This window comes from Micromonospora sp. NPDC049204 (assembly GCF_040647935.1).
In the GTDB taxonomy this organism is placed as follows: Bacteria; Actinomycetota; Actinomycetes; order Mycobacteriales; family Micromonosporaceae; genus Micromonospora.
Map to the genome: position 1 here is coordinate 26,604 of NZ_JBEZDC010000026.1, position 24,546 is coordinate 51,149.

A 24,546-nucleotide genomic window follows, 5' to 3' on the forward strand; every position below is an offset into this window, starting at 1 on the left:
TGCCGGCTCAGAAACCGGGCAGGCCGAGGCCGCCCATGCCGCCGGCGACCGGACCCATCTTGCGCTCGGTCAGCTCCCGTGCCGCCTCGGCGGCGTTGTGCACGGCCGCGACGACCAGATCCTCAAGGGTCTCCACGTCGTCCGGGTCGACGGCCTTCGGGTCGATCTTGATGGCCTTGAGTTCACCGGCGCCGGAGACGGTCGCGGTGACCAGCCCACCGCCGGCGGTGCCGGTCAGCTCGGCCTCGGCCAGCTCGGCCTGCGCGGCGGCGATCTGCTGCTGCATCTTCTGCGCCTGCTTCAGCATCTGCTGCATGTTCGGCTGTCCACCTGGGCGCACGGATGGCTCCTTCTCGCACTCGTCTGCTCGGCCGCCGCCCAGCCTATCCGCTGGGACCGACCACGCCCCCGTCCGGTGTGTGCCACACGGCGAGCCCTCCGGGTACGGCTGTCACTACCCCGAAACGGCCATCTGTCGGTAGTGCGCCGGGACCCGTCGCGCTGGTGTGCTCAACGGCATGAATCTCAACCGCACCGGCCGGGCCGGCGCGCTGTGCTGGGTGGCAGCCGCACCGGTCTTCCTCGTCGCCAGCCTGATCACCGGACTGCGCTGGCGGCAGCCGGCCTACAGTTGGGCCACCCACAACATCAGCGACCTCGGCAACGCCCACTGCGGCATCTGGGACACCACCCGACCCCGCTACGTGTGCTCGCCCTGGCACCCGCTGATGAACGCCGCGATGCTGGTCACCGCCGTGCTGCTCGCCGCCGGGCTCCTGCTGACCTGGCGGCTCCTCGGTCGCGGCGGCGTGGTGCGCACGGCGCAGATCCTCCTGCTGCTGGCCACCGGCGGGTACGCCCTGGCGGCCCGCTACCCGGCCGACGTGGACGAGAACCTGCACGTCCTCGGCGCGTTCCTGATCATGGGAACGGGCAACGTCGGTCTGCTCCTCGCCGGCCTCGCACCGGCCAGCACGACGCTCGGCCGGTGGCGACGGATCACCCTCGCCGCCGGGATCATCGCGCTGGTCGGGACGGTGCTGTTCTTCGCCCAGCAGGGCATGGGGATCGGGGTGGGCGGCATGGAACGGGTGGCCGTGCTGCCCTTCCCCCTCTGGGCCTGCTGCCTGGGCGTCCTGCTGGCCGAGACCCGCCCCGTGCGCGATCTTGCATTTTCTGCCCCGAAATAAGAGGTGATTCTCCACGAAACGGCGACCGAAAGTGCAAGATCGCCGAGCCGGGGGCGGGTTAACGGGCGTCTACCTCGTCGATCTTCTCGGCGCCGAACGTCTCGCGCAGCAGCCGTACCGCCTGCTCCTCGCTGGACTCCCGGGCGGTCTTCTCGTCGATGACCTCGTCCAACGGCTCGTCGCCCGGATCGAACCCCTCGTAGACCGGTGTCGCCGGCGCCGCGCCACCCGGTCGACCACCCCGCACCGGGCCGTCGAAGTCCGGGTCGTAGGGCGGTTCGCCCGCCCACTCGGCGTCCGCGACGGGCCGGGCCGCCGATCCGGTACGCACACCGCGCCCCGCCGCCGCCGCGCGAGCCGCGGCGATGGCGCTGCTCACCGGTGCGCCGCCGCCGTTCGCGCCGCTGCCGTTAGTGCTGCCGCCTGGTCCACTGCCGTTCGCGCCACGGCCGTGCAGGCCACTGCCGTTTGCGCCACTGCCGTTCGGGCCACTGCCGTTCGGGCCGGTCGGGGTTGGTGCCGTGCCGGGGCCACCCGGTCCAGCATCCGGGCCGGGGTCGTTCCCCGCCGATGCGCCACCCGGACGGGCGGCCTCCGGCCAGTCCTCGTCATCGGTCGCCTCGGCGGTCGGTTCGCCACCGCCAGGGCGGGCCGCCGCCGGCCAGTCGTCCTCGTCGTCTGCCGAGGCGTCCGCTGGCCCGGGCTGCGTTCCGCCCTGCCGACCCGAGCCGTGCGCGCCGTAGCCCTCCCCGCCCCCACCGGCACGCGCAACCGCGCCTCCCGGCAGGCCACCACGGGCGTCCGAGCCGGCGACGCTTGTCGAGTTCGGCGCGACGGGCGGCGCAGTCGCCGGGCTGGCGGCGCTGCTCGGGTAGGGCGCGCTGGGCGGCCCACCCGGCAGGTTGGCCGCGGCCGACGGGTTCGGCGCGGCAGGCGGTGCGTTCGGCGGGCCGGCAACGGCGTTCCCGCTCGGGGCGTTCGGCGTGGCGGTCGGATTCGCCGCAGGGGCCGGGGCGGCGGGTCGGGCCGGCGCGGCGGATTGCGCGCGCTGCGGACCGGACAACGAGACGCCACCGCGCTCGCCGGCGACCTCGCAGCGGATCTGCCAGCGCCCGCCCAACTCCTCGTAGAGCGCGTCGGTGAGCACCGCCGCGTGATCGGCCATCATCTTGGCCAGCACGGTGGACTTCACCGTCAGCACCAGCATGTCGCCGTCGAGTTCACGCACCACGGCGTCGCGCATCAGGGCGGCGATCCGCTTGTTGGTGCGGTTGACCTTGCCCACCACATCGGGCCAGACGCGGCGGACCGCGACGGCGTCCAGCGCCGCGGCCGGCGCTCCCGGTCGGGGCGGCTGGGGCGTGGCCGGGTCGGGCAGCACCGCCGACGGTGGCACCACACGACGCGGGGCCGCGGCGGGCGAAACGGGTGCCGACCCGGCGACAGCCGACGCACCGGGTGACGCCGGGATCGGCGAGTCGGCGGCCGACGCGTGCGCGCCAGAGGTCGGAGCGTGCGAGGCAGGTACACCGGAGGTCGGGGCGTGCGAGGCAGACGCACCGGAGGTCGGAGCCGGTGTGCCACCGACCGGGCCGTGCGAGGCGGGTACGCCGGAGACCGCAGCAGCCGACGCGGGAGCACCCCCGGCGCTCTGGGTCGGGGACGCGGCCGGGTCGACCGCCCACGGCGGCGCGGAGGTGGGGGCGTTGACGGGTGCGGGGTGTGCGGCAGCCGGGACCGGGGGGCTCGGCTGTGGGCGTACTCCCGGGTGGGCGGCCGGCGCGGAGCCGGCGGTGACCGGCGGCGCGTCGGTGCCGCTCAGGGTGAGCCGGCGTTCCATGCGTTCGAGGCGTTGGAGCAGGCCACCTGTGGAGTCGTCCGCGCCGGGCAGCAGCATCCGGGCGCAGATCAGCTCCAGCAGCAGGCGGGGCGCTGTGGTGCCACGCATCTCGATCAGACCGTCGTGCACGATGTCGGCGCAGCGGGAGAGCGTGCCCGGCCCGAGTTGCGCGGCCTGGGCGGCCATCCGCTCGATCTGGTCGGCGGGGCCGTCGATCAGGCCCTTCGCGGCGGCGTCCGGCACCTGCTGGATCACGATGAGGTCGCGGAGCCGTTCGAGCAGGTCCGCGGCGAACCGGCGCAGGTCGTGGCCGGCCTCGGCGACCCGGTCGACGGTGGCGTACGCGGCCGCGCCGTCACCGGCGGCCAGCGCGTCGCACATCTCGTCGATCAGCGCGGAGTCGGTGACCCCGAGCAGCGCGACGGCCCGGGCGTAGCTGACCCCCTCCGGGCCGGCGCCGGCGATGAGCTGGTCGAGCACGGAGAGGCTGTCCCGCATGCTGCCGCCACCGGCGCGGACCACAAGCGGAAAGACCGCCGGCTCGACGGCGACGCCCTCGGCCTGGGTGAGCTGCTCCAGGTACGGGCGGACCACCTTCGGCGGAAACAGCCGGAACGGGTAGTGGTGGGTCCGCGACCGGATCGTGCCGAGGACCTTCTCCGGCTCGGTGGTGGCGAAGATGAACTTGACGTACTCCGGTGGCTCCTCGACCAGCTTGAGCAGGGCGTTGAAGCCCTGGGTCGAGACCATGTGCGCCTCGTCGATGATGTAGATCTTGAAGCGGCTGTTGGCCGGCGCGAAGAAGGCACGCTCGCGCAGCTCACGGGCATCGTCGACACCACCGTGGCTGGCCGCGTCGATCTCGATCACGTCGATCGAGCCGGCGCCGTCGGTGGCCAGCGAGCGGCAGGACGCGCACTTGCCGCACGGCTCGGGGGTGGGGCCCTGCTCACAGTTGAGCGAGCGGGCCATGATCCGGGCGCTGGTGGTCTTGCCGCAGCCACGAGGGCCGGAGAAGAGGTAGGCGTGGTTGAGCCGTCCGCTGCGCAACGCCTGCGACAGCGGCTCGGTCACGTGCTCCTGGCCGATGACCTCAGCGAAGGTACGCGGCCGGTACTTGCGGTAGAGCGCCAGCGTCACTCGTCCCGCCTCCTCTCGACCGAGCCATTCTGCGCCGGTCGGGCGCGGGTGACCACCCACCCCGCCGGGGCACCTGGGCTCTCGGGCTTGATCGACCTGGCCGCCGCGCTTGATCGACTCGGCTTCCTGGAAATCGGGGTGTCCGCAGGCCCGGGATGCCCCGACATCATGGATGTCGAGTGGATCAACCGGCCCACAGACAAAAAGGCCTCCCGTGCACCCGGCAGAGCTCGCTTATCCTTGCTGCCTTCCGGCCCTGGGGAGGTTCACGAGATACCGCCGCACGGGAGGTGTCGCCAAGCCTACCCGACCGCCGGTCGATCTTCAGGGGGTGGTGGGGTGGCCCTGCCCGCGGGGGCCTGTATCCTGGCTCGCGGAGGATTCGCCTAGAGGCCTAGGGCGCACGCTTGGAAAGCGTGTTGGGTTTACACCCTCACGAGTTCGAATCTCGTATCCTCCGCTCGTCTGAGCAGCACCAACGACAGGGCCGGCCCCATGGGGACCGGCCCTGAGTCGTCTCGGCGTCAGCCCACCACCCGGACACTCTCCGCGCCCTGTGCCGAGAGCCACGCTTCGAGGTCGTCGCCGCCGAGGGTCCGGGTCGCGCCCTCGTCGACGAGGACCGGGCCGAACGACGTCACCGCTGGTCCGTTTGTATCCGCTCATCGAACCGCTCACCACCGGCCGTGCTGCTCGCCCGGGCCGCCACGGCGCACGGGACCTCGGCAGCCAGGTGTCCCCTCGGTCGCTCAAGGTGATCATGTGAGCTGATGGAGATTAACATGGGTCGACGTACGCAACCTTTTACGCGAGACGCCACAACGCGTTCCGTGGTCTCATCGACGTCGTGACCGAGGCGACCTGGCAGTGGGACGAGACCTTGTACGCGGGCAGCGCCCGCCACTACAGCGTCGGACGGCGGCCCTACCCGGCTGCCCTCGCCGATGCCATCCGTACCGCGCTCGACCTCGACGGCACCGGCCGACTCCTGGACGTGGGCTGCGGACCCGGATCGTTGACGCTGCTGCTCGCGCCGCTGTTCGAGGCGGCGGTGGGCGTCGACGCCGACCAGGACATGCTCGCGGAGGGGCGGCGCAGAGCTGACGGTGTCGGTGTGATCAACGTCGAGTGGCGACACCTGCGCGCCGAGGCCCTGCCGGCCGACCTGGGCACCTTCCGGGTGGCCACGTTCGCCCAGTCGTTCCACTGGATGGACCGTCCGCTCGTAGCTCGTCGCGTCCGCGACATGCTCACGCCCGACGGAGCCTGGGTCCACGTGGGCGCCAACACGCATCAGGGCGCGACCGGGGACGACCCCCTGCCGTATCCCCGAGCGCCCTGGCAGCAGATCAACGACCTGGTCGCGAGCTACCTGGGGCCGATCCGTCGGGCCGGCCAGGGGTTGTTGCCAGCGGGCACCCCCTCCGGAGAGGCCGAGATCATGGGCGCGGCGGGCTTCACCGACCCGACCCGCATCACTGTCGAACAGGGGACCGTCGTGGAACGCTCGGTGGACGAGGTCACCTCGGCGGTGTTCTCGCTGTCCAGTTCGGCGCCGCACCTGTTCGGCGACCGGCTCCCGGCCTTCTCGGCGGAGCTGCGGCGGCTCTTGACGACGGCAGCACCAGACGGCCGCTTCGCCGAGCGGCAAGGGGACATCGAAGTGGCGATCTGGCGACCCTGACAGCCGCGGTGGCCGCGGTCGCCACGGTCAGCGGGGTCGGCGGGGTCGCCGCAGCCGCCGCAGGGAGGCAGCTCGGTCAGGTGCGGGCGCGCGCCCAGGAGAGGAAGCGTTCGGTCAGGCGGGCCGGGTCGATGTCGGTGAGGTGTTCGCCGGCCTCGGCGTGAAGGGTCGCCAGGTAGACGGTCAACGCCAGCCGGTCGTGTCGATACTCGCCGAGCAACCGCAGCTTCGCCGCCGAGCAGGGCCAGGCGATGCCGCATGCCGCGCAGCGCCAGGTGGGGCGAGTCGGTACGTGATCCCGGTGGCGGCGGGGCATGGGCGGGCCTCCTTCGCGGTGGAAGAGGGTCGCCCCGCCCTCCCCGCCGGGGCGACCCTCTGACTGACGCCCACCGCCGGGCTGCTGCGCCTCCACCGGTCGCGCCGTCTTCTACAGGCCACCCTCGGGTGCGTCACCAGACAGATACACCGCGTAGCGATATGGTCCTCAGATATTTGAAACATCTCGATGGAGGGGCCGTGAACGACGCGTTGCGAGTGGCGCTCAGCGACACCGGGCACACCACCGAATCTCTCGCCGAGACCGTCGGCGTCGACCCGAAGACCGTGGGGCGGTGGTTGGCCGAGGGCCGCATCCCGCATGCTCGGCACCGCCTGGCGGCTGCCGAGGCCCTTCAGAAGGACGTGTCGGACATCTGGCCGGACACTTCAAGACGTCGTGATCCCATTTGGTTTCGTCCGTGGCAGGAGATCGAGCGGGAGGCAGTGTCGCTCCGGTCATACGAGTCGACCGTCCTGCCGGGGTTGCTCCAAACCGAGGCGTACGCCCGCGCCGTGTTGAGCGGCGCGGGCCTGATCCCCCGGGGCGAGATCGAGCGGCACCTCACGGTCCGGCTCGGCCGACAGGGAGTGCTCAAGCGCGACGACCCGCCGCAGTTCACGGCGGTCATCGACGAGGCGATCCTCCGCCGACCGGTGGGTGGCCGGTCGACGATGCGCGAGCAACTGCTGGCCGTGGCAGGGGCCTGCGCCGAGCCGCACATCCGGGTGCATGTCGTACCCGGCACGGTCGGCGCCTACGCCGGCCTGAACGGGCCGTTCGTGATCGCGCACAGTCACGACCACCGGGTCGCGGGCTACCTCGACAACCAACTCCAGGGCCAAGTCGCTAGCGACCCCGAGGACATCGCGGCCATGATGGCGGCATGGGAGAACGTGCGCGGGGAGGCACTGTCCCACTGGCAGTCGGTCGATCTCATCAGGGAAGTGGCGGAGTCATGGAGCTGAACGGCGGCGCCCGGTGGCGCAAGAGCAGCCGCAGCAGCGGCAACGGCGGCAACTGTGTGGAGGTCGCCGACAACCTGGCCGACGTGGTCGGCGTACGGGATTCCAAGGACCCGAGCGGCCCGGCGCTCACCTTCGCGCCGACGGCCTGGCGCGCGTTCGTCAGTCAGCTCGCCCGACGGGCCTGAACGGCTCCGACGGCGCGGTGGCCCCTCCGGCTGAGCGCGCGCCCAGCGAGCTCCGGTGCGAGCACGGTCGAGGTCACCGAGTTGGGCGCGGCCTCAGCCGGGTTCATCGCCGGTGGCCGGCCAGCAGGCCGAGGAAGGCGACGAACGCCTCACCGACACGGTCGTGCTCCCCTGTCGATCGATCGTCGAGCAGGAGCCCGCGTGTCACTCCGAGGACCAACGTGGCCAGCGCATCCGCCTGGGGGTGACGGTCGGCGCGTAGCCCATCGGCGATCGTGGGCAGCCAGTCGTGTACCGCCATCACCGGGAAGTCCTGCCACGGCGTCTCGGCCGGCGGCAGCGCGTGCACGACGCTGAACAGGCGGACGTAGCGTCGGGCAGCCGGACCGGAAAGGGTCGCCCAGGCCGCGGCCAGGGTGTCGACGTAGGGCGTGCCAGGGCGGTGTCGCAAGACATCCTCGAACAGCGCCCGCTGCCGCCGCCGGGCCTCGATCAGCGCCGACCGGACCAGCCGATCCTTCGTGGTGAAGTGATAGATCAGCATGCGTGGGCTGACTCCGACCGCCGCCGCGACCGGCGTCAACGAGGTGACCGGGAGTCCGTGCTCCAGCAGGTGGTCGACGCACCCGTCGAGGAGCCGCTCGCGGATCTCCGGCTGCGGACGGCGTCCCATGCCGCCACTTTTTCACGTAACGATCGCTACGTCTAACGTCGACGAGGGAGTGGACCGGTGCGGGTCCGCCGGACGGGAGACGGCGATGAATGTGGTGTTCGTGCACGGCGCTTGCGTCCGCGACGGGGAGTGGTGGTGGTCGCGGGTCGCGGGCGCGCTGCGAGCCGACGGGCTGGGCAGCGTCGCGGTCCGGCTACCAAGCTGTGGTGAGGTGACGGGTACCGCGGCCGACTTCGCGGCCGACGTCGCCGAGACCCGACGGGTACTGCGCGAGGTGGGTCCGGCGGTGCTGGTGGGGCACTCCTACGGCGGGGTGGTCGCGACCGAGGCCGCCGACGTCGGCGAGGTCGCTCATCTGGTGTACGTCAGCTCTTTCCTGCCGGACGTCGGGCAGGCCCTTGCCCACCTCGGCCCGGCGGAGCCGGCCCCCCACCTGGAATTCTTTCCGGACGGCACATTTGGCGCGCGACGCGAGTCGGTGCGCGACCTGTTTCTCCAGGACTGCGACGAGCAGGCGGCCGAGGGTGCGGTCGCCCGCCTGACCCGACAGGCCGCTTCGGTGCTCACCACCCCGGTCCGGCACGCGGGGTGGCGTCACCTGCCGTCGACGGCGATCGTCTGCGCCGAGGACCGGGCCACCCCACCCGCCCTGCAACGGTCCCAGGCGGCCCGCGCGACCCGGACTGTCGAACTTCCCAGCGGCCATCACCCGATGCTGTCCCATCCGCACCTGCTCGCCGACGCGGTGCGGACAGTCGCGGTGCCGCCGGGGCGGGTCTGACCACAACACCGGTACGGTGCCAGGCACCGACGGACCACTCGACCGTCGTACACATGTTCTATCCACAGGCTGTGGACGGCGGAGGGATGGATGGGTTACCAGCTCAGCGCGGTGGTCGCGGACGCCGAGCTGCTCCGGGAGCAGACCGGCGAGCTGGATCACGCGGTCCTCGGCGAGTTGCGGCAGGACTTCGCGCTGCTGCCGGTCACCCCGCAGCTGATGATCGAGCTGACCGGGTCGCTGCCGGACTACGCGGCGGACGATCCCAGCGTCGACCAGCCGTTCGGGCTGGTGCTGTCGCCGGCGCTCGTCGAGTTGCTGTCGGCCTGGTCCACGTCGGGGCCGGTGGCGTACCTGGAGGCGGAGTTCGTCGGCGGCGACGGCTACCAGTCGGCGGCGGTGTGGCTGGGCGGGACGCTTTCGTGGGGCCCACATTTCGCCGACGTCTTCGACGCCCCGCGCGAGCAGTGGCCGATCAACTCGGCGCTGACGCGGCTCGGCGCGGAGCCGGGCGCATGGATCGACCCGTTCGCCGAGTTGGGGCTGCACCAGGAACGGAACACCGATGGCTGGTTGGCGCACGGGCGGCGTCGGCTCAGCGCCGACTACTGGGACGAGCTGGTCGAGCAGTGGGAGGAAGGCCGCTGACCGTGCGAGTTGACCCGACCGGCGCGGGGGTGACTCCGCGCTGGGTCGGCCTAGCCGGCCAACTTCTCGCAGAGCGACCAGATGGTGTCGCGGTTGCGCTTGTCGAGGACCGCTTCGGGCCACGCGGTGCGCTGGGACCGGCTGTTGACGTAGGTCCGGTGCATTCCGTGCGCCTGCGGGCTGGAGGCGAGGTGGATGCTTGATTTCGACGCCTTGACCACCGCTCGGTGTCCGTAGAGGACCGGCAACACCAGACGTAGCAGCGGGACGACGGGTCGCGCCAGCGTCGGGTAGGTGCTGCTGGTCAGGCCCCGGTTCATCGACGTGTACGCGTGGCCGGGGTAGGCCACGTTGAGGGTCACGCCAGTCCCGGTCAGGCGTTCGGCGAACGTGTAGCTCATCGCCATCAGCGCCAGCTTGGTCTGGTTGTAGAACGACAGCCCGACGTAGGACTTCTCGCCCTGCAGGTTGTCGAGGTCGATTCGTCCTCGCGGAATGCCGCCGGTGATGTTGATGACGCGGGCCGCCGGGACACGTTTCAGCGCCGGCAGCAGCAGGTGGGTCAGCAGATACGGCGCGACGACGTTGGCGGCGAAGGCGGTCTCGATGCCGTCCTCGGTCAGTTCGCGTCGTTCCCTGGTCACGCCGACGTTGTTGATCAGCACGTCCACGCTGCCGTACCGCGCGGTCACCCGGTCGGCCAGTCGGTGCAGATCGCGTCGCCGGGTCAGGTCGGCGGTATGCGTGTCGATGTTGCCGTTGCCGGTGTCGCGCTGGAGTTCGACGGCCGCGGCGCTTGCCCGACCAGGGTCGCGCCCGACGAGGACGACACGGGCGTCGAGCCGAGCCAACCCGCGGGCGGTCTCCTTGCCGATTCCACCCGTGCCGCCGGTCACCAGGACGGTTTTGCCGTTCAGCGTCATCGCGGTCGCCTCCCTCTGCTCAGGTCGTCATCAATATACGACACCGAGTGACAGGACCGACATGCAATGTTGTGAAGTATACTTCGGTGCGTGGCTGACGGACTACGTGAACGTACGCGACGCGCGGTTCGCGCAGAGCTCGCCCGGGTGGCACTGGACCTGTTCGCGGAACGCGGGTTCGACGAGACGACGGTCGACGAGATCGCCCAGGCCGCCGGGCTGACCAAACGGAGCTTCTTCCGCTACTTCCCGGCGAAAGAAGACGCCGTGTTCGGCGGGGTGGACGTCACCGGCGAACAGGTCGTCGACGACATCCGCGCACGGCCCGCCGACGAGGACCCGTGGCAGTCCCTGCACCAGGTGCTACGCCAGTGGGAGCAGCAGATCCACACGTCCGAGCAGGCGCTGACGAGCCTCCGCTTGATCGAATCGACCCCGTCGCTGCGTGGCCGGCTGCACCAGAAGCGGGCACAGTGGCGCCGACACGTCAGCGACGCGCTGCGCGATCGACCGGGCGTACAGCTGGACTCGTTCGACGCGGAACTACTCACCAACGCCGCGGCTGCGGCCCTCGACACGGTTTCGCAGGAATGGCTGCGGTCCGACGGCACCGTCGACCGGGCTGCGCTACTGGACCACGCCTTCGCATTCCTGCGCCCGGCGGCCACCAGCCGTGGACAGAACGCCGGCCCATTCGAGACACATCCCGCAGGCCGCTCAGAAATACGGGGACCGGCAGCAACCTGAGCGCTCCCGTCCCGTTGGGGACTGGGGGATTCCATGAAATTGCGACAATTTGCGTTTATTGCCACGTTGATGACGGCTGCCTCGATCGCTGGCAGCGGAGTGCCGCCGACCGGGCCGATCCCGGACGGCCGGCCCGCCGGCAACGTGGAGATCATCGACCTGAACGGCCTGCGTAACATCGAGTTCGGTGACACCGAGGAGGAGCTGACCCGACGCGGCATCCTGCTGACCAATCTGGACGCCTGCGGGCCGTCGCTCGCCGGCCACGACACGGTCAGTCCGGTCTTCGTAGAGGACAAACTGGTGCTGTTGTGGGTCGGTGACCCGGTGCGGACACCGGAGGGCATCACCGCGGGTTCGCCCATCGGCCAGGTCTGGACCCGGTACCCGCAGGTCACCCGACTGCGTGCTCCACAGGGGACACACCGCCTGGACGGGCTGCTCGCCCGCAGCGGCGACCGCGCGTACCTCTTCCTGCACGACGGCCGCACGGTCCGAAAGACCATCGCCGGGTACGCCGACTGGGCCCGCCGCCTCTTCGAGGAGGGTGCGGGCCCATGCTGACCGCTGCCGGTCACACGCGTCCGGGCGACGGCGTCAGCGCAACGACCGCCAGAAGTCGTACGAGTGGGCGGCGGCGAAGCTCGTCGTGCCCGATGCCCCGCCATCGGCGAACACCCGCACGTACGGGGCGGCAGCGTGCAGTCGGGGCCAACCGGCCCGGCCCGTCCGGGCGAAGTCGCTCCAGACCCGGACCATGTCGTCGGCGAGCCGCTGCTGAGCCGGCGTGAGCGCCTCGGCGTAGTCGACAGCGAACAGGTACGGCAGTTCCGCGCAGTGGTACGCGCCGGTGGGGAAGGTCGACTCGGGTCCCTCGGCGAAGAACGGCGCGTCGTCGTCGGCGAACTCGTACAGGTACGTCGGCACGCGTCGGGCGAAGGCCAACGCCGCGGAGTAGATCGGTTCGGCGTAGTCGTGATCGGTCAGCACGGCACCCAACGTCTCGCTGGGGAACTGCGTGCCCCTGCGGGGATAACGGGCCAGCACCTCCTCCGCGCGGTCACCGAACATGCCGCGTACCTGGTCCCGGTACTGGTCGTCGGTGAGCGGGCACGACTCGGCCTCATCCCCCGGCTGCGGCTCCGACCCAGGCTCTGGCTCCGGGCAGTTCAGTCCGCTGCGCTCCATGCCCCACACCACGAGGCGGGACTCGTCCCGGCTCATCCCGGTCAGCACCGGCACCGGATGCAGTCTGCCGGCGGCCAGCGCGGCGGCCGGGTCCACCGGCAACGTGCGGCCGTCGACGACCGGGCCGAGGTCGACACCGGCACCCGGGTAGCCGGCCGTCGCGACCAACCGGCCGGGGTCCCGCCCGCGCAGGCAGGTGGCGACCGTAGCCGCGTCGGTGCAGCCGATGTTCTGGGCGAACTCCTCAGCCGCCCTGGCCGCCTCGGCCCGGGTCTGGATCGGGTTGGCGCACGAGTTGCTCTGCAGGATCGCGCGATGGAACAGGCCGGCGGAGCTCGGTGCGGCGAGGTGTGCGCAGACGCTTGTCGCCCCGGCGGACTGGCCGAACAGGGTCACGTTGCCCGGGTCGCCCCCGAATGCGGCCGCGTTGTGCCGCACCCACCGCAGTGCGGCCTGCTGATCCTGCAAGCCGAAGTTGCCGGTGACGCGATCGGGGCCAGCCAGCGCCGGATGGGCCAGGAACCCGAGCGCGCCGAGCCGGTAGTTCACGGTGACCACCACGACGTCACCGTCGGCGGCCAGTCGCTGCCCGTCGTACACGTCTCCCCTGCCGAACCGGAAGTCCCCGCCGTGCAGCCACACCATGACCGGTCGGGGCGTCCGCGCGGCGGTACGCGGGGTCGTGACGTTCAGGTGGAGGCAGTCCTCGGCCACCGAGGCACGGTCCATCGGCAGCCCTTGCAGTTGGGCGCAGGCAGCACCGGGCCTCGTCGCGTCGCGGACGCCGGTCCAGACCGGACCCGGCTGCGGTGCAGCCCAGCGCAGCGCCCCCAGCGGCGCACGGGCGTACGGGATGCCCTGGAACGACAGGTGTCTCGCCGCGACGGTGCCGCGTACCGCGCCCTGATCGGTTCGGACGACGGCCGCGCTCCGGCGGTCGTCGGCCGCCGCGGCCGGGCCGACGGCCAGCGCCGGCGCGAGGAGCGCGACCGCGCTCAGCACGACGGCCCATCGGGGGTACGGGATCCTGGTCATGGCTCTCCTCCAAGTCGAAGCCGGTACGGCGTACGAGCCGTTGCGCTGAGCCTGCCGATCCGTTCATCGTTCGCCCAGAGAGCTCTAGTGCGCCGAGCCACACGACCGCTGATCATCGACGGGGACGACCGTCGGCGCTCTAGTGCGCTACGGTCACTGGCGACCGCGGGGAGGCGCGCCGTGACCGAGTTCGACGAGTCCACTCCGCCCTACCTGCGCATCGTCGGAGAGTTACGGCGGCGTATCACCGCCGGCGAGCTGAGCCCCGGTGACCGGGTGCCGTCGACCCGCCAGATCGTCCGGGAGTGGGGGGTCGCCATGGCGACCGCCAGCCGGGCGCTCACCCTGCTCCGTCAGGAGGCGCTGGTCCGGGCGGTGCCCGGCGTCGGCATGGTGGTGACCGGCCCCGAATCGACGCCGGCTGGTCGGGGCGCGCGGGTCGACGCACGCCAGCGTCCGGCCCGAGGGGTGACCCGCGACCAGGTGGTACGCACCGCCACCGAGATCGCCGACGCCGAGGGGTTGGCCGGGCTGAGCATGCGCCGGATCGCCACCGAGCTGGACGTGCCGACGATGTCGCTGTATCGGCAGGTGCGGGGCAAGGAGCAGCTTCTGCTGCTGATGGCGGACGCCGCTTTCGCCGCCCACCGTCTGCCCCGGACGCTCCCGGCCGGGTGGCGGGCCCAGTTGGAGGTGCTCTGCCGGCTCCAGTGGTCGATCTACCGCCGGCATCCCTGGCTGGCCCAGGTGATCTCGGTGACCCGTCCGCTGATGGCGCCACACGCCGTCGCGCACACCGAGTGGGCTCTGCGCGCCCTCGCCGGGTACGGCCTGGACCAGCACACCCAGCTCCACCTGGTGGCCACTCTGGCCAATCACGTACGCGGCACGGCGGTCAACCTGCAACAGGGGGCCGAGGCGCAACAGGACACCGGTCTGACCGACGACGAGTGGATGGTGACGCAGGCCGAGGTGTTTGCCGGCCTGCTCACCGCCGGCGAGTTCCCGCACCTGGCGCGGCTGTCCCGTTCGGAGATCGACCTCAACGCCGACAGCCTCTTCGAGTTCGGTCTACAGCGCCTGCTCGACGGGATGGCAGAGCTCCTCGAACACCGACCGATTTAGTCCATTTTGTAGAATTTCATGCCAATATGGGGCGCTAGAGGCTTTCAACCGTCGAGTGTCCTGAGGAAACATGGCGACCTGCGGCATCACGGACGCGTCCCACAAGATCACCGGGATGTCCCGAGTGGCTACTGCTCTGACCCTGGTCAGTGCGATCACCATCCTGGCCGTGCTGGCCGTCCCACGCAGCGCGAGCGCTGCGGAGCCGCCGGTGCCGCTGGGCGCCGCCGCCACCTTCGCGGTCCTCGCCGGCACCACGATCACCAGCACCGGGCTCAGCGAGGTCAACGGTGACATCGGGGTCAGCCCGGGTACCGCGGTCACCGGTTTCCCTCCCGGCCAGCTCAACGGGTCCCTGCACGCCAACGACGCAGTCGCCGTGGCTGGTCAGAGTGATCTGGCCATCGCGTACAACGACGCCGTCTCGCGAACGACCACCGACGTCGTCTCGGACCAGCTCGGTGGGACCACCAAGACCACCGGGGTGTACGAATCAGTGGCGGGCACCTTCGACATCACCGGTGACCTGACCCTCGACGCGGAGGGTGACCCGAACGCCGTCTTCATCTTCAAGACCACCACCACGCTCATCACGGGTGCGGCGAGCATGGTGAACCTGGTCAACGGCGCCCAGGCGTGCAACGTCTTCTGGCAGGTCGGCAGCTCCGCCACGCTCGGCGCCAACTCCACGCTCCGCGGCAACCTGCTGGCCTTCACCTCGATCACCGTGGGCGCGGCGCTCGAGGTGGACGGCCGAACCCTCGCCATCAACGGCGCGGTCACCATGGACACCGCCACGATCACCCGCTCGACCTGCGCGGTACCCGGGGATCTGTCGGTCAGCGCGCCGACGACAGCCGATCTGGGCAGCGCCAGCCTCGGCGGAGTCGTGTCCGGCAACCTGGGCCCGGTCACGGTGACGGACGAGCGCCTGCTGTCCGCGCCGACCTGGACCGCGACCGTCGTCGCGACGAACTTCGTCACCGGCGGCATCCCGGTCCACACGATCTCCAACGCCAACGTCTCCTACTGGTCGGGGCCCGCCACCTCGACCAGCGGTATCGGCACCTTCACCTCGGGCCAGCCCACCGCCGGTGACGCGGAGATCATCAATGTCGAACGGACCGCGTTCACCCTGACCAACGGCATCGGCAACAACGCAGCGACCTGGGACCCCGTCGTCTCGGTCCAGATCCCGCTGACCGCCGTCGCGGGCGCCTACTCCGGAACCGTGACGTTCTCGGTCGCCTGAACGGCCGCCCCGGACGGGACAGACCCGACCAGTTCGTGGCCCTGGCCGCAGCGGCGGCAGGCTCCACGTCGGCGCAGGTGGTAGGCGATGGTGGCGACGCCGAGCCCGATCCCCCACGCGATCCAGAAGAGGCTCGGGACGTGCATGGCCCAGGTGCCCCGGGCTTCGGGCGTCCAGAGGAACATCAGTCCAGCCGGGATGATCGTTACCGCGACGATCGACGCTGGGATGACGGCGAGGGCGGGTGGAACGCGTCTGCCGGCCCGGAACCAGATCCAGCGGGGATACACCTCGCCCCACCGTGCCACCAGACCATGGGTGAGCACCCCACCCACCGCCGACGCCACAGCGCAGCCCAGCCCGACCGCAAGCATCCCTGGCGTTTCCCGCATCATCCGCAGGAAGTCCGCGGGGACGCCGAGCGGATAACCGAGGGCCCAGGCGATCCTGGTGATCTCGTAGGGCAGCGGGGCGAGGCAGGCGACCACGACGCCCCACCGTCCCCACCGCAGCAGAGTCTGCCGGGACGGCCCGTCACCGGCCCCGTGGCGGCGGCCGCAGTGGACACAGGCGCCCCGGACCCGCCGACGGTAGGCGACGGTCGCGGCGGCCCACAGCAGACCACCGACAAAGATGATGATCAGGTTCGTCCGGTGCCAGTAGAGGATGTCACCAATTCCGCCCTGGTCGCCGGGCACGCCGGTGAAGGCGAAGACCAGCAGCAGCGGCGCGAACGCCACCAGAACGATCAGGGTGTAGTCGGGAATGATCAGGACCAGCCCGCCCGCCATGAGCCATCCGAAGACAGCCAGCCCCACGGACAGGCGACCGGGCCGGGCACGTCGCGTCATCACCAGCGCGATGACCGCGCCAGCCAGCCCGAGTACGGCGATGACCGGTGCGACGACCTCGACGCGACTGCCCTCCAGGACGGACCCCGACACGCGCTCCGGATCGATCGGCGCGAAGGGGAACCCGTCCCCACCGGCCCACCAGTACAACCCCAACGCGCCGTACACGAGCGAGAAGGCCGTGGCCGCGTAACCGGACCACGTCGGCCAGTGCGCCCACAAACGCCAGATCACGGTTGCGACCGTTCCTGGCGCTCCACCGGGAGATCGTCGGCACCCGCTCGGCTCGGCGCGGCGGCATGGACGACAAATCCGCCCGCGAGAACCGGGTACCGAGGCCTCGGTGCCGATTCCGGAGGAAGGTCTGTCTCCGGGTCGACGCAGCCGGTGGGCGGTCGCTCGCTCCCATTCGTCGCCTGCGCGTCGACGATCTGATCCGGCCCTCTTCCCCCGTCAATGATCTTCACGTAGAAGCCGTGGTTCTTGGCGCTGCCCTGGCCCTCCGGGACGATCGCGGTGAATATCGCGACGTTTCCGGTGACCCGCAGGCACGTCACGTCGGCCCGTCCCTGCGCTGCCAGCGTGCCGTCCGCCCGCTCGTGCCGGTACAGGAACTGACCGTGCGCCGACTCGTCGAGGGTCGTCACCGCGTAGACGCCGAACCAGATCCGGTGTCCGACCGTGTTGGGCTCGTCGTACACGAAATGCCCTATCCCGGCGACGGACGACCGCCCGGCGGCGGCGCTTGTCGCCTTGGGCGGTTGGGCCTGGGCGACAGTGGGTGCCACCCCCACCCCCACCGCCGCGACCGCCGCCAATGTCGTCGCACGCAAACCCGATCCGAACATGTCGCTCCTGCCTGACCATCCGTCGCTGACGCCTTCCAGCATCACCAGACGCCGGTGCGGCCGAATCCCTCAGGCGAGCCAGCCGCGTCCCCCCAGCAAGGGAGCCGGCGCGGCTGGCCGGCGCTCGATAGATTGCCTTCCATGGCATCCTTGGACGAACTCGACGGGTGGGATTCGCTGTCGCCGGAGCTGCGCGAACGGCTGGCCGGCGTCGACCTGCCAGAGGCGCTGCGGCTCGACGAATATGACCTCTTTCTCCTCGGCCCGGCTCTCACCATGCGGGAGGGAATGGTGCGGTTCGGATACGCCACCGACGGGTTGGGGGGCGAATTCTTTCTCGATCCAGGCACGGGTGCGGTGCTGGTCGTCGACGAAATCCCGTCACAGACGTTCGTGAACTCGTCGCTTGAGTTGTATGCCCGCTCGTCACGCCTGGTCGCCAGCCTTGCGCCCGCGATCGTCGGTGGCGACCCGGACCGCTGGGAAGACGCCAAGAAGGAGATGCGGCGGGTCATCGAGGAGTGGGATGCGCCGGCGATGATCGGGGACAACTACTGGGACTTCATCTCGTGGGAGATCGCCGGCGGCAACTACGCCGACCAGTCGGAGCTCTGAACTGGCGCAACCTACCGAAAACGCCCGGTTGACCCTCGCGGATCAACCGGGCGTTTCTGCACTACAGAGCGGTGGCGGAGGGATTTGAACCCTCGGAGGGCGTTAACCCTCACACGCTTTCGAGGCGTGCTCCTTAGGCCGCTCGGACACGCCACCGCCGACGAGGGTACAGGACCGCCGGTTCGGACGCCGAACCGGTATCGCCCGCGCCGGCCTGGCAGGATCTTTGCCATGAGTACGCACATCGGCGCGAAGCCGGGCGAGATCGCCGAGCGGGTCCTGATGCCGGGCGACCCCCTGCGGGCCAAGTGGATCGCGGAGACCTACCTCGAGGGCGCTACCTGCTACTCGACGGTCCGGGGCATGCTGGGCTTCACCGGCCGCTGGAACGGCGTCGAGGTTTCCGTCCAGGGCTCCGGCATGGGCATGCCGTCGGCCTCCATCTACGCCCACGAGTTGATCAACGAGTACGGCGTGAAGACGCTGATCCGGGTCGGCTCCTGCGGCGCCCTCAGCACCGACCTCCAGTTGCGCGACGTGGTGGCCGCGATCGGGTCGTCCACCGACTCGAACATGAACCGGATGCGCTTCGACGGGTTGATCGACTACGCGCCGGTGGCCGACTTCGGGCTTCTGCGTACCTCGGTCGAGGTGGCCGAGCGGCGCGGCATCAGCATGCACGTCGGGCCGATCCTGGCGGCGGACGCCTTCTACACGGACCGGCCGGACCTCTACGACACCCTCGCCGACTACGGCGTGCTGGCGGTGGAGATGGAGTCGGCGGCGCTCTACACGATCGCCGCCCGGTTCAAGGCCCGCGCGTTGACCGTGCTGACCGTCAGCGACCACATCAAGACCGGCGAGAAGACCACCTCGGAGGAGCGGGAGCAGACCTTCAGCCAGATGGTCGAGATCGCCCTCGACACGATCATCGCCTGACCCGTCGGTCGGGTGTCACCGCGAAGAGCGTGATGACTGTGGGGCATGTTGATGCCTCACAGTCATCACGCTTTTCTGCCTGGGGCCGACCCGCGCCGGCCCCGCCCACGCCACCCCGACCCGCGCCACCCCGGCCCGACCCGCACGCCGGCACGGCGGTCAGACGGCGGCCAGCGCCTCCGTCGGCGCGAGACGGGCGGCGCGCACCGCCGGGTACAGGCCCGCGAAACCGCCGATGACCAGGGTCGCGCCGACGCCGCCGAGCATCGCCCAGGCCGGCACCACTGTCGGCCAGTCCTGGGAGAACGCGTACCCCGAGGTGACCAGGATGCCCAGCAACACCCCGCCGATCCCGCCAAGTGCGGAGAGCAGCAGCGATTCGGCGAGGAACTGGGTCCGTACCTGTCCACGGGTCGCGCCGAGCGAACGGCGCAGGCCGATCTCGGCGCGCCGTTCCAGCACCGAGATCACCATGGTGTTCGCCACGCCGACCCCGCCGACCAGCAGGGCGACCGCGCCCAGGCCCAGCAGCAGCCCGGTGAACGCGTCGTCGGTCGCCTCGGCGGCGGCGAGCGCGTCGGAGGGACGGGACACCTCGACCTCGTTCGGCGCCCCGGGGTTGGCGGTCGCGCCGAGCACCGAGCGGACCGCCTCGACCTGCGCCTCCTGCGCCCGGGTGTAGATGGTGGTGGGGTGCCCGTCGAAGCCCAGGTAGTCGGTCGCCGCCGGCCAGCCGACCAACGCCGCGGTGTCCAGCTCCGGAGCCAGTGGCGCGGCGGCGAGGATGCCGACCACCGTGAACCCCCGCCCACCCAGCCACACCTGCACCTGCGGGTCGGCCGCGATGATCCCGAGCCGTTGCGCCGCGGTGGCGCCGAGTACCACCGCCGGGTAGTGGGCGGTCGCCTCGTTGAGCCACGTACCGCTGGTCAGCTCGGCCCCGACGGTGCCGAGCAGGTCCAGACGGGCCGCCCGGGTGGCGATGCCACCGGTCTCCGCGGCCGGGATCCGATCCGAACGGTAGACCTTGGCGTCGGCGACCTGCCCGGTCGCCGACACCTCGGTCACCGGGCCGATCCGTCCGATCATGGCGACCGACTCGTCGGGCAGTTGGGCGTCCGCCCCGAACAGGGTGTTGCCCGGCTCGACGGTGAGCAGGTTGGTGCCGAGCGCGTCGAGCGCGCGGTCCAGCTCCGCCCGGGACGACGACGAGATCCCGACGACCGCGATCATCGCGGCGATACCGATGGCGATGCCCAGCGCGGAGAGGAACGCCCGCAGCGGACGGGTCCGCAGGCCCACCCCGCCGACCCGCAGGATGTCCGCCGGTCCCAGCCGGGCCGGCGTCAACGTCGCCATCAGCCGACCCCGCCCGGCGTACCGGCCGAGTCGTGCCGCACCGCGCCGTCGCGCATCCGCACCTGCCGGGGCAGCCCCTCCGCGATCTCCCGGTCGTGGGTGATCACCAGGACGGTGGTGCCGGACCGGTGCAGCTCGTGCAGCAACTCCAGCACCCCGGCACCGGACGCGGAGTCCAGGTTGCCGGTCGGCTCGTCGGCGAGCAGCACCGTCGGCTCGCCGACCACCGCCCGCGCCACGGCCACCCGCTGCCGTTCCCCGCCGGACAGCTCGTGCGGCCGGTGCCCAAGCCGGTGGCCCAGGCCAACCCGGACCAACGCGGCCTGCGCGCGTTCGCGCCGCCGCCGCAGGGGTACGCCGGAGTAGAGCAACCCGTCGGCCACGTTGTCCACGATCGGAACGCCGGGGGCCAGGTGGAACTGCTGGAACACGAAGCCGATCCGGCTGGCCCGCAGGGCGGACAACTCCCGGTCGGTCAGCTTCGCCGCGTCGTACCCGTCGATGAGCACGCTGCCCGACGACGGCCGGTCCAGGGTGCCGATCAGGTGCAGCATCGTCGACTTGCCCGACCCGGACGGGCCGACGATCCCCACCAGCTCGCCGTGGCCGATCCGCAACGACACGTCGTCCAACGCGACAACATCGCCGGCGTACCGTTTGCTGACCCGGTCGAGCACGATCACTTCGCCGGTCATCTCGGCACCACCACCGTCGTGCCCTCGGTGAGGTCCGCGCCGGTGACCTCCACCCGGCCGTCGGCGAACAGGCCCGTGGTCACGGCGACGATCCGGCTCGCCTCCCCCTCGGCGACCTGGACGCCGTACCCGCCCTCGGCGAGCGCGAGAAGCGCCGACACCGGCACGGTGAGGACGTCCGGGCGCTCCGCGGCGGTGAACACGACGTCGGCGCTGGCCTGGTCGAAGCCGGCCAGGGCCTTCGGGTCGGCGACCGCGACGGTCACCTCGATCTTCGTCTCGGCGTCGCCGGACTGCCCGTTCTCTCCGGCGGCGCCGGCCTGGATGACGGTCTCGATCGTGCTGACCGTGCCCGCCACCGTCCGGGCGTCCGGCAGCCGCACGGTGACCTTCGCGTCGCGCTTGGCCAGCCGCTGGTCGTCCACGTCCAACTCGACGGTGACCAGGCGGCTGGTACCGGTGTAGGCGAGCACCGCCTGGCCGGGTTGCGTGAGATCACCGACGTCCGCCTGGTGGCTCTCCACCCGGACCTCCCGGTCGGCGTACACGATCCGGCCCGCCTCGACCCGGCCGGTCTCGGGCAGGCCGAGGTCCTCCTGCCAGTCCCTGACGGCGTCGGCGGTGGAGCCGGTGTACTCGTCGTCGACGGTGAAGCCGGTGTATCCCAACGCCTTGAGGTTCCGCTCGAACTGCGCGACGTCGGCGCCCTCCACCCCGGGGGCGAGGGTCCGGTACGCGGGCAACCCGCCGTAGAGGAGCACCACCTTCTCGTTGTCGACCGAGTAGAGCGCCCGCCCCCGCTGCACCGTCGACCCGGTCGGTGGCAACGCGGTGACGGTGCCGCCGAGCTTCGCCGTGGCGGTACGCGTCGCGCCGTACCCCAACTCGCCTTCGGCGGTTTCCGAGTCGGCCAGGGTCTGCCGGGTGACGGTCGCGGTGGCCGGTGGTGGGCTGCCGGCCTCGGCACGGTCGCCGCCGCCGCCGAAGCCCACCGCGGCGCTCACGCCCACGGCGGCGAGCAGCAGGACGACGCCGCCGATGACGGCGGCGCGCAGCCGCCCGCGTCGGGAAACGCCGGTCACCGGCCGCCCCCGAACTGTGGTGCGTTCTGCCGGCACTTCTCCATCGCGGCCTTCATGGCCGGGTCGCTGATGTCGATCGCGTTGCCGCCCTGCCCGATCCGGACCCTCCCGTCGGCGTCCGGGTCCGGGAAGTCCGGCACCCCGTTCTCCCGCATGCACTTCGCGAGCGCGCGCATCTGCTCGGCCTGCTCGGGGTTGAGCTGCGGTCCCTGCCCACCGTTGGGCAGCTTGTCCTGGCACTTCTCCATGGCCGCCTGGACCTTCTGCCGATCCACGTCCGCGCCGAACCGGAAGCCGGGACGGCCGCCCGCCTCCGGGTCGGGCAGGTCCACTCCGTTCTCCCGCATGCACCTGGCAAACGCGAGCTGTTTGTCCGAATCACTGACCGGTGCGCCGCTCGCCGTGGCGCTCGCCGTCGCCCCACCGGCGGTCGCCACCCCGCCGCCGTCGTCGCCTCCCGCACCGCACCCGGCCACCGCCAGGGCGAGCAGGACGGGTATCGCGAGCATCTGTCGCCGCATGGTGTCCGCCTCCGCTGTGGGTCCGACGCGACTCGTCGGACGTCGACACCCAGTGCACGGCAGCGGGCGTATCCCCGGCGTTACCGTCAGCGGTTATGCCGCCGTTACCGCACCCCGAGGACCATGGAGGGGTGAGAGTGCTGGTTGTCGAGGACGAGACCGTGCTGGCGGACGCCATCGCGGAGTGGCTGCGTAGGGAGTCGTTCGCGGTCGACGTGGCGTACGACGGTGACGCCGCGCTGGAGCGGCTCGGCGTCAACGAGTACGCCGTGGTGGTCCTGGATCGGGACCTGCCGGTGGTGCACGGCGACGACGTGTGCCGGGCGATCGTGGACGCGGGCGGGGAGACCCGGGTCCTGATGCTGACCGCGGCGGCAGCGGTCCGGGAGCGGGTGGCGGGGTTGGCGCTCGGCGCCGACGACTACCTGACCAAGCCGTTCGCCCTTGTCGAGTTGTCGGCGCGGGTGCACGCGCTGACCCGGCGCGCCCGTCCGGCGGCCCCGCCGACGCTGCGTCGCGCCGGTATCCAGCTCGACCCGGCCCGGCACGAGGTACGCCGCGACGACCGGCACGTGGCGCTGTCCCGCAAGGAGTTCGCGGTGCTCGTCGAGTTGCTGCGCGCCGACGGCGCCGTGGTTTCCGCCGAGGACCTGCTGGAACGTGCCTGGGACGAGCACATCGACCCGTTCACAAATGTCGTCCGGGTCACCGTGATGAAGCTGCGCCGCAAGCTCGGCGACCCGCCGGTGATCGAGACGGTGCCCGGAGCGGGGTATCAGATCCGATGAAGCGCCTGACCATCCGCGCCCGACTCACCCTGATCTACGGCGGGCTCTTCCTGCTGGCCGGTGTGGTCCTGCTGGCCGTCACGTACGTGCTCGTGGATCAGCGGATGCCCCAGCCGTTCGGGGTGAAACTGAGCGACCTGCCGAAGACCGCCCCCACGACGCCCAGCGGGCAGAACATCGACAATGTGCGCGCCCTGTTGCAGGAGGCGCAGGACGAGGCCAAGCGCAACGCCCTGGAGTCCCTGCTCACCCAGGGTGGCATCGCGTTGATCGTGGTGTCGGCGGTGGCGGTCGCCTTCGGCTGGCTGCTCGCCGGCCGAGCGTTGCAGCCGCTGCACCAGGTCACCGACACGGCCCGGCGGATCGCCGGCGCGGACACCGCCGGCCGTGGTCTGCACGAGCGGATCGCGCTCACCGGCCCCCGCGACGAGGTACGCGAACTCGCCGACACGTTCGACGAGATGCTGGAACGGTTGGACCGCTCCTTCGACGGGCAGCGCCGGTTCGTGGCGAACGCCTCGCACGAGCTGCGTACCCCACTGGCGCTCAACCGTGCCCTGGTGGAGCTGGCGGTCAGCCGGCCGGAGGCGTCGGCGGAGACGCGTCGGCTGGGTGAGTCGTTGCTGGCGATCAACGAGCGGCACGAACGGCTGATCGACGGCCTGCTGACCCTTGCCGATTCGGAGAACGAGCTGACCGACCGTACGCCGATCGACCTGGCCGAGGTCTGCGCGCACGTCATCGACCAGGCCGGGAAGCAGGCACCCGACGTCCCGATACGCCGGTCGTTGGCACCGGCCCCGGTCAGCGGTGACCCGGTGCTCGTGGAACGGCTCACCGTCAACCTGGTGGAGAACGCGGTACGGCACAACCTGCGCGCCGACGGTTGGGTCGAGGTGCGCACCGGCCGGGCCGACGGCCAGGTCACCCTGACGGTGACCAACACCGGTCCGGCGATCGCCGGTTACGACATCGAACCGATGTTCCAGCCGTTCCGCCGGCTGTCGCGGGAGCGGGTCGCCGGTGCGCGGGGCTTCGGGTTGGGGTTGTCCATCGTCCGCGCGGTGGCCCGCGCACACGGTGGCACCGTCGAGGCACAGCCCCGCCCCGCGGGCGGCCTGATCGTCACGGTCACCCTGCCCGCTGCCTGAGC

At 71.2% G+C, this 24,546-nt stretch carries 26 protein-coding genes, 2 tRNA genes and 1 other RNA gene; 15 read left to right on the top strand and 14 right to left on the bottom strand.

What is annotated here, in order from left to right; genetic code table 11:
• Positions 1-7: 7 nt before the first annotated feature.
• Complete coding sequence (locus AB0A90_RS32770) at positions 8-316, bottom strand: YbaB/EbfC family nucleoid-associated protein (RefSeq protein WP_238433593.1); 309 nt, start codon at positions 314-316, stop codon at positions 8-10.
• A 202-nt stretch (positions 317-518) separates the two neighbouring features.
• On the opposite strand from AB0A90_RS32770, the gene AB0A90_RS32775 reads away from it, so the two are divergent.
• The gene (locus AB0A90_RS32775; RefSeq protein ID WP_357255524.1) at positions 519-1,190 is read left to right on the top strand and encodes a DUF998 domain-containing protein; all 672 of its coding nucleotides are present in this window, start codon (positions 519-521) and stop codon (positions 1,188-1,190) included.
• Positions 1,191-1,248: 58 nt separating this feature from the next.
• On the opposite strand, the gene AB0A90_RS32780 is transcribed toward AB0A90_RS32775, so the two are convergent.
• Both AB0A90_RS32780 and ffs read right to left on the bottom strand, forming a co-directional pair.
• A complete protein-coding gene (locus tag AB0A90_RS32780; RefSeq protein ID WP_357255526.1) occupies positions 1,249-4,170 on the bottom strand; it encodes a DNA polymerase III subunit gamma and tau in 2,922 nt (973 codons plus the stop codon).
• Positions 4,171-4,373: 203 nt separating this feature from the next.
• Positions 4,374-4,463, bottom strand: an RNA gene (ffs, locus tag AB0A90_RS32785) — signal recognition particle sRNA small type.
• Positions 4,464-4,545: 82 nt separating this feature from the next.
• On the opposite strand from ffs, the gene AB0A90_RS32790 reads away from it, so the two are divergent.
• Together AB0A90_RS32790 and AB0A90_RS32795 are read left to right on the top strand one after the other, a co-directional pair.
• A tRNA-Ser gene (locus AB0A90_RS32790) sits at positions 4,546-4,630 on the top strand.
• Between the two features lie 387 nt (positions 4,631-5,017).
• On the top strand, positions 5,018-5,854 hold the full coding sequence (locus AB0A90_RS32795; RefSeq protein ID WP_357255528.1) for a class I SAM-dependent methyltransferase: 837 nt from the start codon (positions 5,018-5,020) through the stop codon (positions 5,852-5,854).
• A 76-nt stretch (positions 5,855-5,930) separates the two neighbouring features.
• On the opposite strand, the gene AB0A90_RS32800 is transcribed toward AB0A90_RS32795, so the two are convergent.
• Entirely contained in the window at positions 5,931-6,170 is a 240-nt protein-coding gene (locus tag AB0A90_RS32800; protein WP_357255530.1) for a flavin reductase, read from the bottom strand.
• Between the two features lie 200 nt (positions 6,171-6,370).
• Here AB0A90_RS32800 and AB0A90_RS32805 point away from each other — a divergent pair, with 200 nt between their 5' ends.
• Positions 6,371-7,138 (top strand): helix-turn-helix transcriptional regulator, encoded by a 768-nt coding sequence (locus AB0A90_RS32805; RefSeq protein WP_357255532.1) that lies wholly within the window; start codon positions 6,371-6,373, stop codon positions 7,136-7,138.
• Positions 7,129-7,323: a DUF397 domain-containing protein gene (locus tag AB0A90_RS32810; RefSeq protein ID WP_357255533.1), complete on the top strand. Its 195-nt coding sequence runs from the start codon at positions 7,129-7,131 to the stop codon at positions 7,321-7,323. Before AB0A90_RS32805 ends, AB0A90_RS32810 begins: the two co-directional genes overlap by 10 nt.
• Before the next feature lie 103 nt (positions 7,324-7,426).
• Here AB0A90_RS32810 and AB0A90_RS32815 read toward each other — a convergent pair whose 3' ends face one another.
• Entirely contained in the window at positions 7,427-7,996 is a 570-nt protein-coding gene (locus AB0A90_RS32815; protein ID WP_357255534.1) for a TetR/AcrR family transcriptional regulator, read from the bottom strand.
• A gap of 85 nt (positions 7,997-8,081) precedes the next feature.
• Between AB0A90_RS32815 and AB0A90_RS32820 the strand changes: the two genes are divergently transcribed.
• Both AB0A90_RS32820 and AB0A90_RS32825 read left to right on the top strand, forming a co-directional pair.
• Positions 8,082-8,777 (top strand): alpha/beta hydrolase, encoded by a 696-nt coding sequence (locus AB0A90_RS32820; protein ID WP_357255535.1) that lies wholly within the window; start codon positions 8,082-8,084, stop codon positions 8,775-8,777.
• 90 nt (positions 8,778-8,867) lie between these two features.
• Positions 8,868-9,425, top strand: coding sequence for a hypothetical protein (locus AB0A90_RS32825; RefSeq protein WP_357255536.1), 558 nt, complete (start codon positions 8,868-8,870; stop codon positions 9,423-9,425).
• 50 nt (positions 9,426-9,475) lie between these two features.
• Here AB0A90_RS32825 and AB0A90_RS32830 read toward each other — a convergent pair whose 3' ends face one another.
• Positions 9,476-10,348, bottom strand: a complete 873-nt coding sequence (locus AB0A90_RS32830; RefSeq protein WP_357255538.1) for an SDR family NAD(P)-dependent oxidoreductase — start codon at positions 10,346-10,348, stop codon at positions 9,476-9,478.
• A 90-nt stretch (positions 10,349-10,438) separates the two neighbouring features.
• Here AB0A90_RS32830 and AB0A90_RS32835 point away from each other — a divergent pair, with 90 nt between their 5' ends.
• Positions 10,439-11,095 (top strand): TetR family transcriptional regulator, encoded by a 657-nt coding sequence (locus tag AB0A90_RS32835; RefSeq protein WP_357255540.1) that lies wholly within the window; start codon positions 10,439-10,441, stop codon positions 11,093-11,095.
• A gap of 69 nt (positions 11,096-11,164) precedes the next feature.
• Complete coding sequence (locus AB0A90_RS32840; RefSeq protein WP_357255542.1) at positions 11,165-11,659, top strand: hypothetical protein; 495 nt, start codon at positions 11,165-11,167, stop codon at positions 11,657-11,659.
• Positions 11,660-11,692: 33 nt separating this feature from the next.
• Here the strand turns inward: AB0A90_RS32840 and AB0A90_RS32845 are convergent, their stop codons facing one another.
• A complete protein-coding gene (locus AB0A90_RS32845) occupies positions 11,693-13,318 on the bottom strand; it encodes a carboxylesterase family protein (RefSeq protein ID WP_357255544.1) in 1,626 nt (541 codons plus the stop codon).
• A 180-nt stretch (positions 13,319-13,498) separates the two neighbouring features.
• Between AB0A90_RS32845 and AB0A90_RS32850 the strand changes: the two genes are divergently transcribed.
• Both AB0A90_RS32850 and AB0A90_RS32855 read left to right on the top strand, forming a co-directional pair.
• Positions 13,499-14,443, top strand: coding sequence for a TetR/AcrR family transcriptional regulator C-terminal domain-containing protein (locus AB0A90_RS32850; RefSeq protein WP_357255546.1), 945 nt, complete (start codon positions 13,499-13,501; stop codon positions 14,441-14,443).
• Between the two features lie 115 nt (positions 14,444-14,558).
• Complete coding sequence (locus tag AB0A90_RS32855; protein ID WP_357255548.1) at positions 14,559-15,695, top strand: ice-binding family protein; 1,137 nt, start codon at positions 14,559-14,561, stop codon at positions 15,693-15,695.
• Here the strand turns inward: AB0A90_RS32855 and AB0A90_RS32860 are convergent.
• On the bottom strand, positions 15,662-16,780 hold the full coding sequence (locus AB0A90_RS32860) for an NYN domain-containing protein (protein ID WP_357255551.1): 1,119 nt from the start codon (positions 16,778-16,780) through the stop codon (positions 15,662-15,664). The two genes, AB0A90_RS32855 and AB0A90_RS32860, sit on opposite strands and share 34 nt — an antisense overlap.
• Entirely contained in the window at positions 16,777-17,394 is a 618-nt protein-coding gene (locus AB0A90_RS32865; protein WP_357255553.1) for a hypothetical protein, read from the bottom strand. Before AB0A90_RS32865 ends, AB0A90_RS32860 begins: the two co-directional genes overlap by 4 nt.
• 150 nt (positions 17,395-17,544) lie before the next feature.
• Here AB0A90_RS32865 and AB0A90_RS32870 point away from each other — a divergent pair, with 150 nt between their 5' ends.
• Complete coding sequence (locus tag AB0A90_RS32870; protein ID WP_357255555.1) at positions 17,545-18,009, top strand: SUKH-4 family immunity protein; 465 nt, start codon at positions 17,545-17,547, stop codon at positions 18,007-18,009.
• Positions 18,010-18,078: 69 nt separating this feature from the next.
• Here AB0A90_RS32870 and AB0A90_RS32875 read toward each other — a convergent pair.
• Positions 18,079-18,165: transfer RNA gene (locus AB0A90_RS32875), tRNA-Ser, on the bottom strand.
• A gap of 75 nt (positions 18,166-18,240) precedes the next feature.
• On the opposite strand from AB0A90_RS32875, the gene deoD reads away from it, so the two are divergent.
• Positions 18,241-18,948 (top strand): purine-nucleoside phosphorylase, encoded by a 708-nt coding sequence (deoD, locus tag AB0A90_RS32880; RefSeq protein WP_030328147.1) that lies wholly within the window; start codon positions 18,241-18,243, stop codon positions 18,946-18,948.
• Between the two features lie 159 nt (positions 18,949-19,107).
• Here the strand turns inward: deoD and AB0A90_RS32885 are convergent, their stop codons facing one another.
• Genes AB0A90_RS32885 through AB0A90_RS32900 form a run of 4 tightly spaced genes read right to left on the bottom strand, consistent with a single transcriptional unit; the run spans position 19,108 to position 22,605 of the window.
• Positions 19,108-20,307: an ABC transporter permease gene (locus AB0A90_RS32885; RefSeq protein ID WP_357255557.1), complete on the bottom strand. Its 1,200-nt coding sequence runs from the start codon at positions 20,305-20,307 to the stop codon at positions 19,108-19,110.
• Complete coding sequence (locus AB0A90_RS32890; protein ID WP_357255559.1) at positions 20,307-21,002, bottom strand: ABC transporter ATP-binding protein; 696 nt, start codon at positions 21,000-21,002, stop codon at positions 20,307-20,309. The genes AB0A90_RS32885 and AB0A90_RS32890 overlap by 1 nt, the downstream gene beginning before the upstream one ends.
• Positions 20,999-22,084, bottom strand: coding sequence for a peptidoglycan-binding domain-containing protein (locus AB0A90_RS32895; RefSeq protein WP_357255561.1), 1,086 nt, complete (start codon positions 22,082-22,084; stop codon positions 20,999-21,001). Before AB0A90_RS32895 ends, AB0A90_RS32890 begins: the two co-directional genes overlap by 4 nt.
• The gene (locus tag AB0A90_RS32900) at positions 22,081-22,605 is read right to left on the bottom strand and encodes a hypothetical protein (protein WP_357255563.1); all 525 of its coding nucleotides are present in this window, start codon (positions 22,603-22,605) and stop codon (positions 22,081-22,083) included. The genes AB0A90_RS32895 and AB0A90_RS32900 overlap by 4 nt, the downstream gene beginning before the upstream one ends.
• 131 nt (positions 22,606-22,736) lie before the next feature.
• Here AB0A90_RS32900 and AB0A90_RS32905 point away from each other — a divergent pair, with 131 nt between their 5' ends.
• Positions 22,737-23,393 (top strand): response regulator transcription factor, encoded by a 657-nt coding sequence (locus AB0A90_RS32905; RefSeq protein WP_357255565.1) that lies wholly within the window; start codon positions 22,737-22,739, stop codon positions 23,391-23,393.
• Positions 23,390-24,544, top strand: coding sequence for a HAMP domain-containing sensor histidine kinase (locus tag AB0A90_RS32910; protein WP_357255566.1), 1,155 nt, complete (start codon positions 23,390-23,392; stop codon positions 24,542-24,544). Before AB0A90_RS32905 ends, AB0A90_RS32910 begins: the two co-directional genes overlap by 4 nt.
• Positions 24,545-24,546 lie beyond the last annotated feature (2 nt).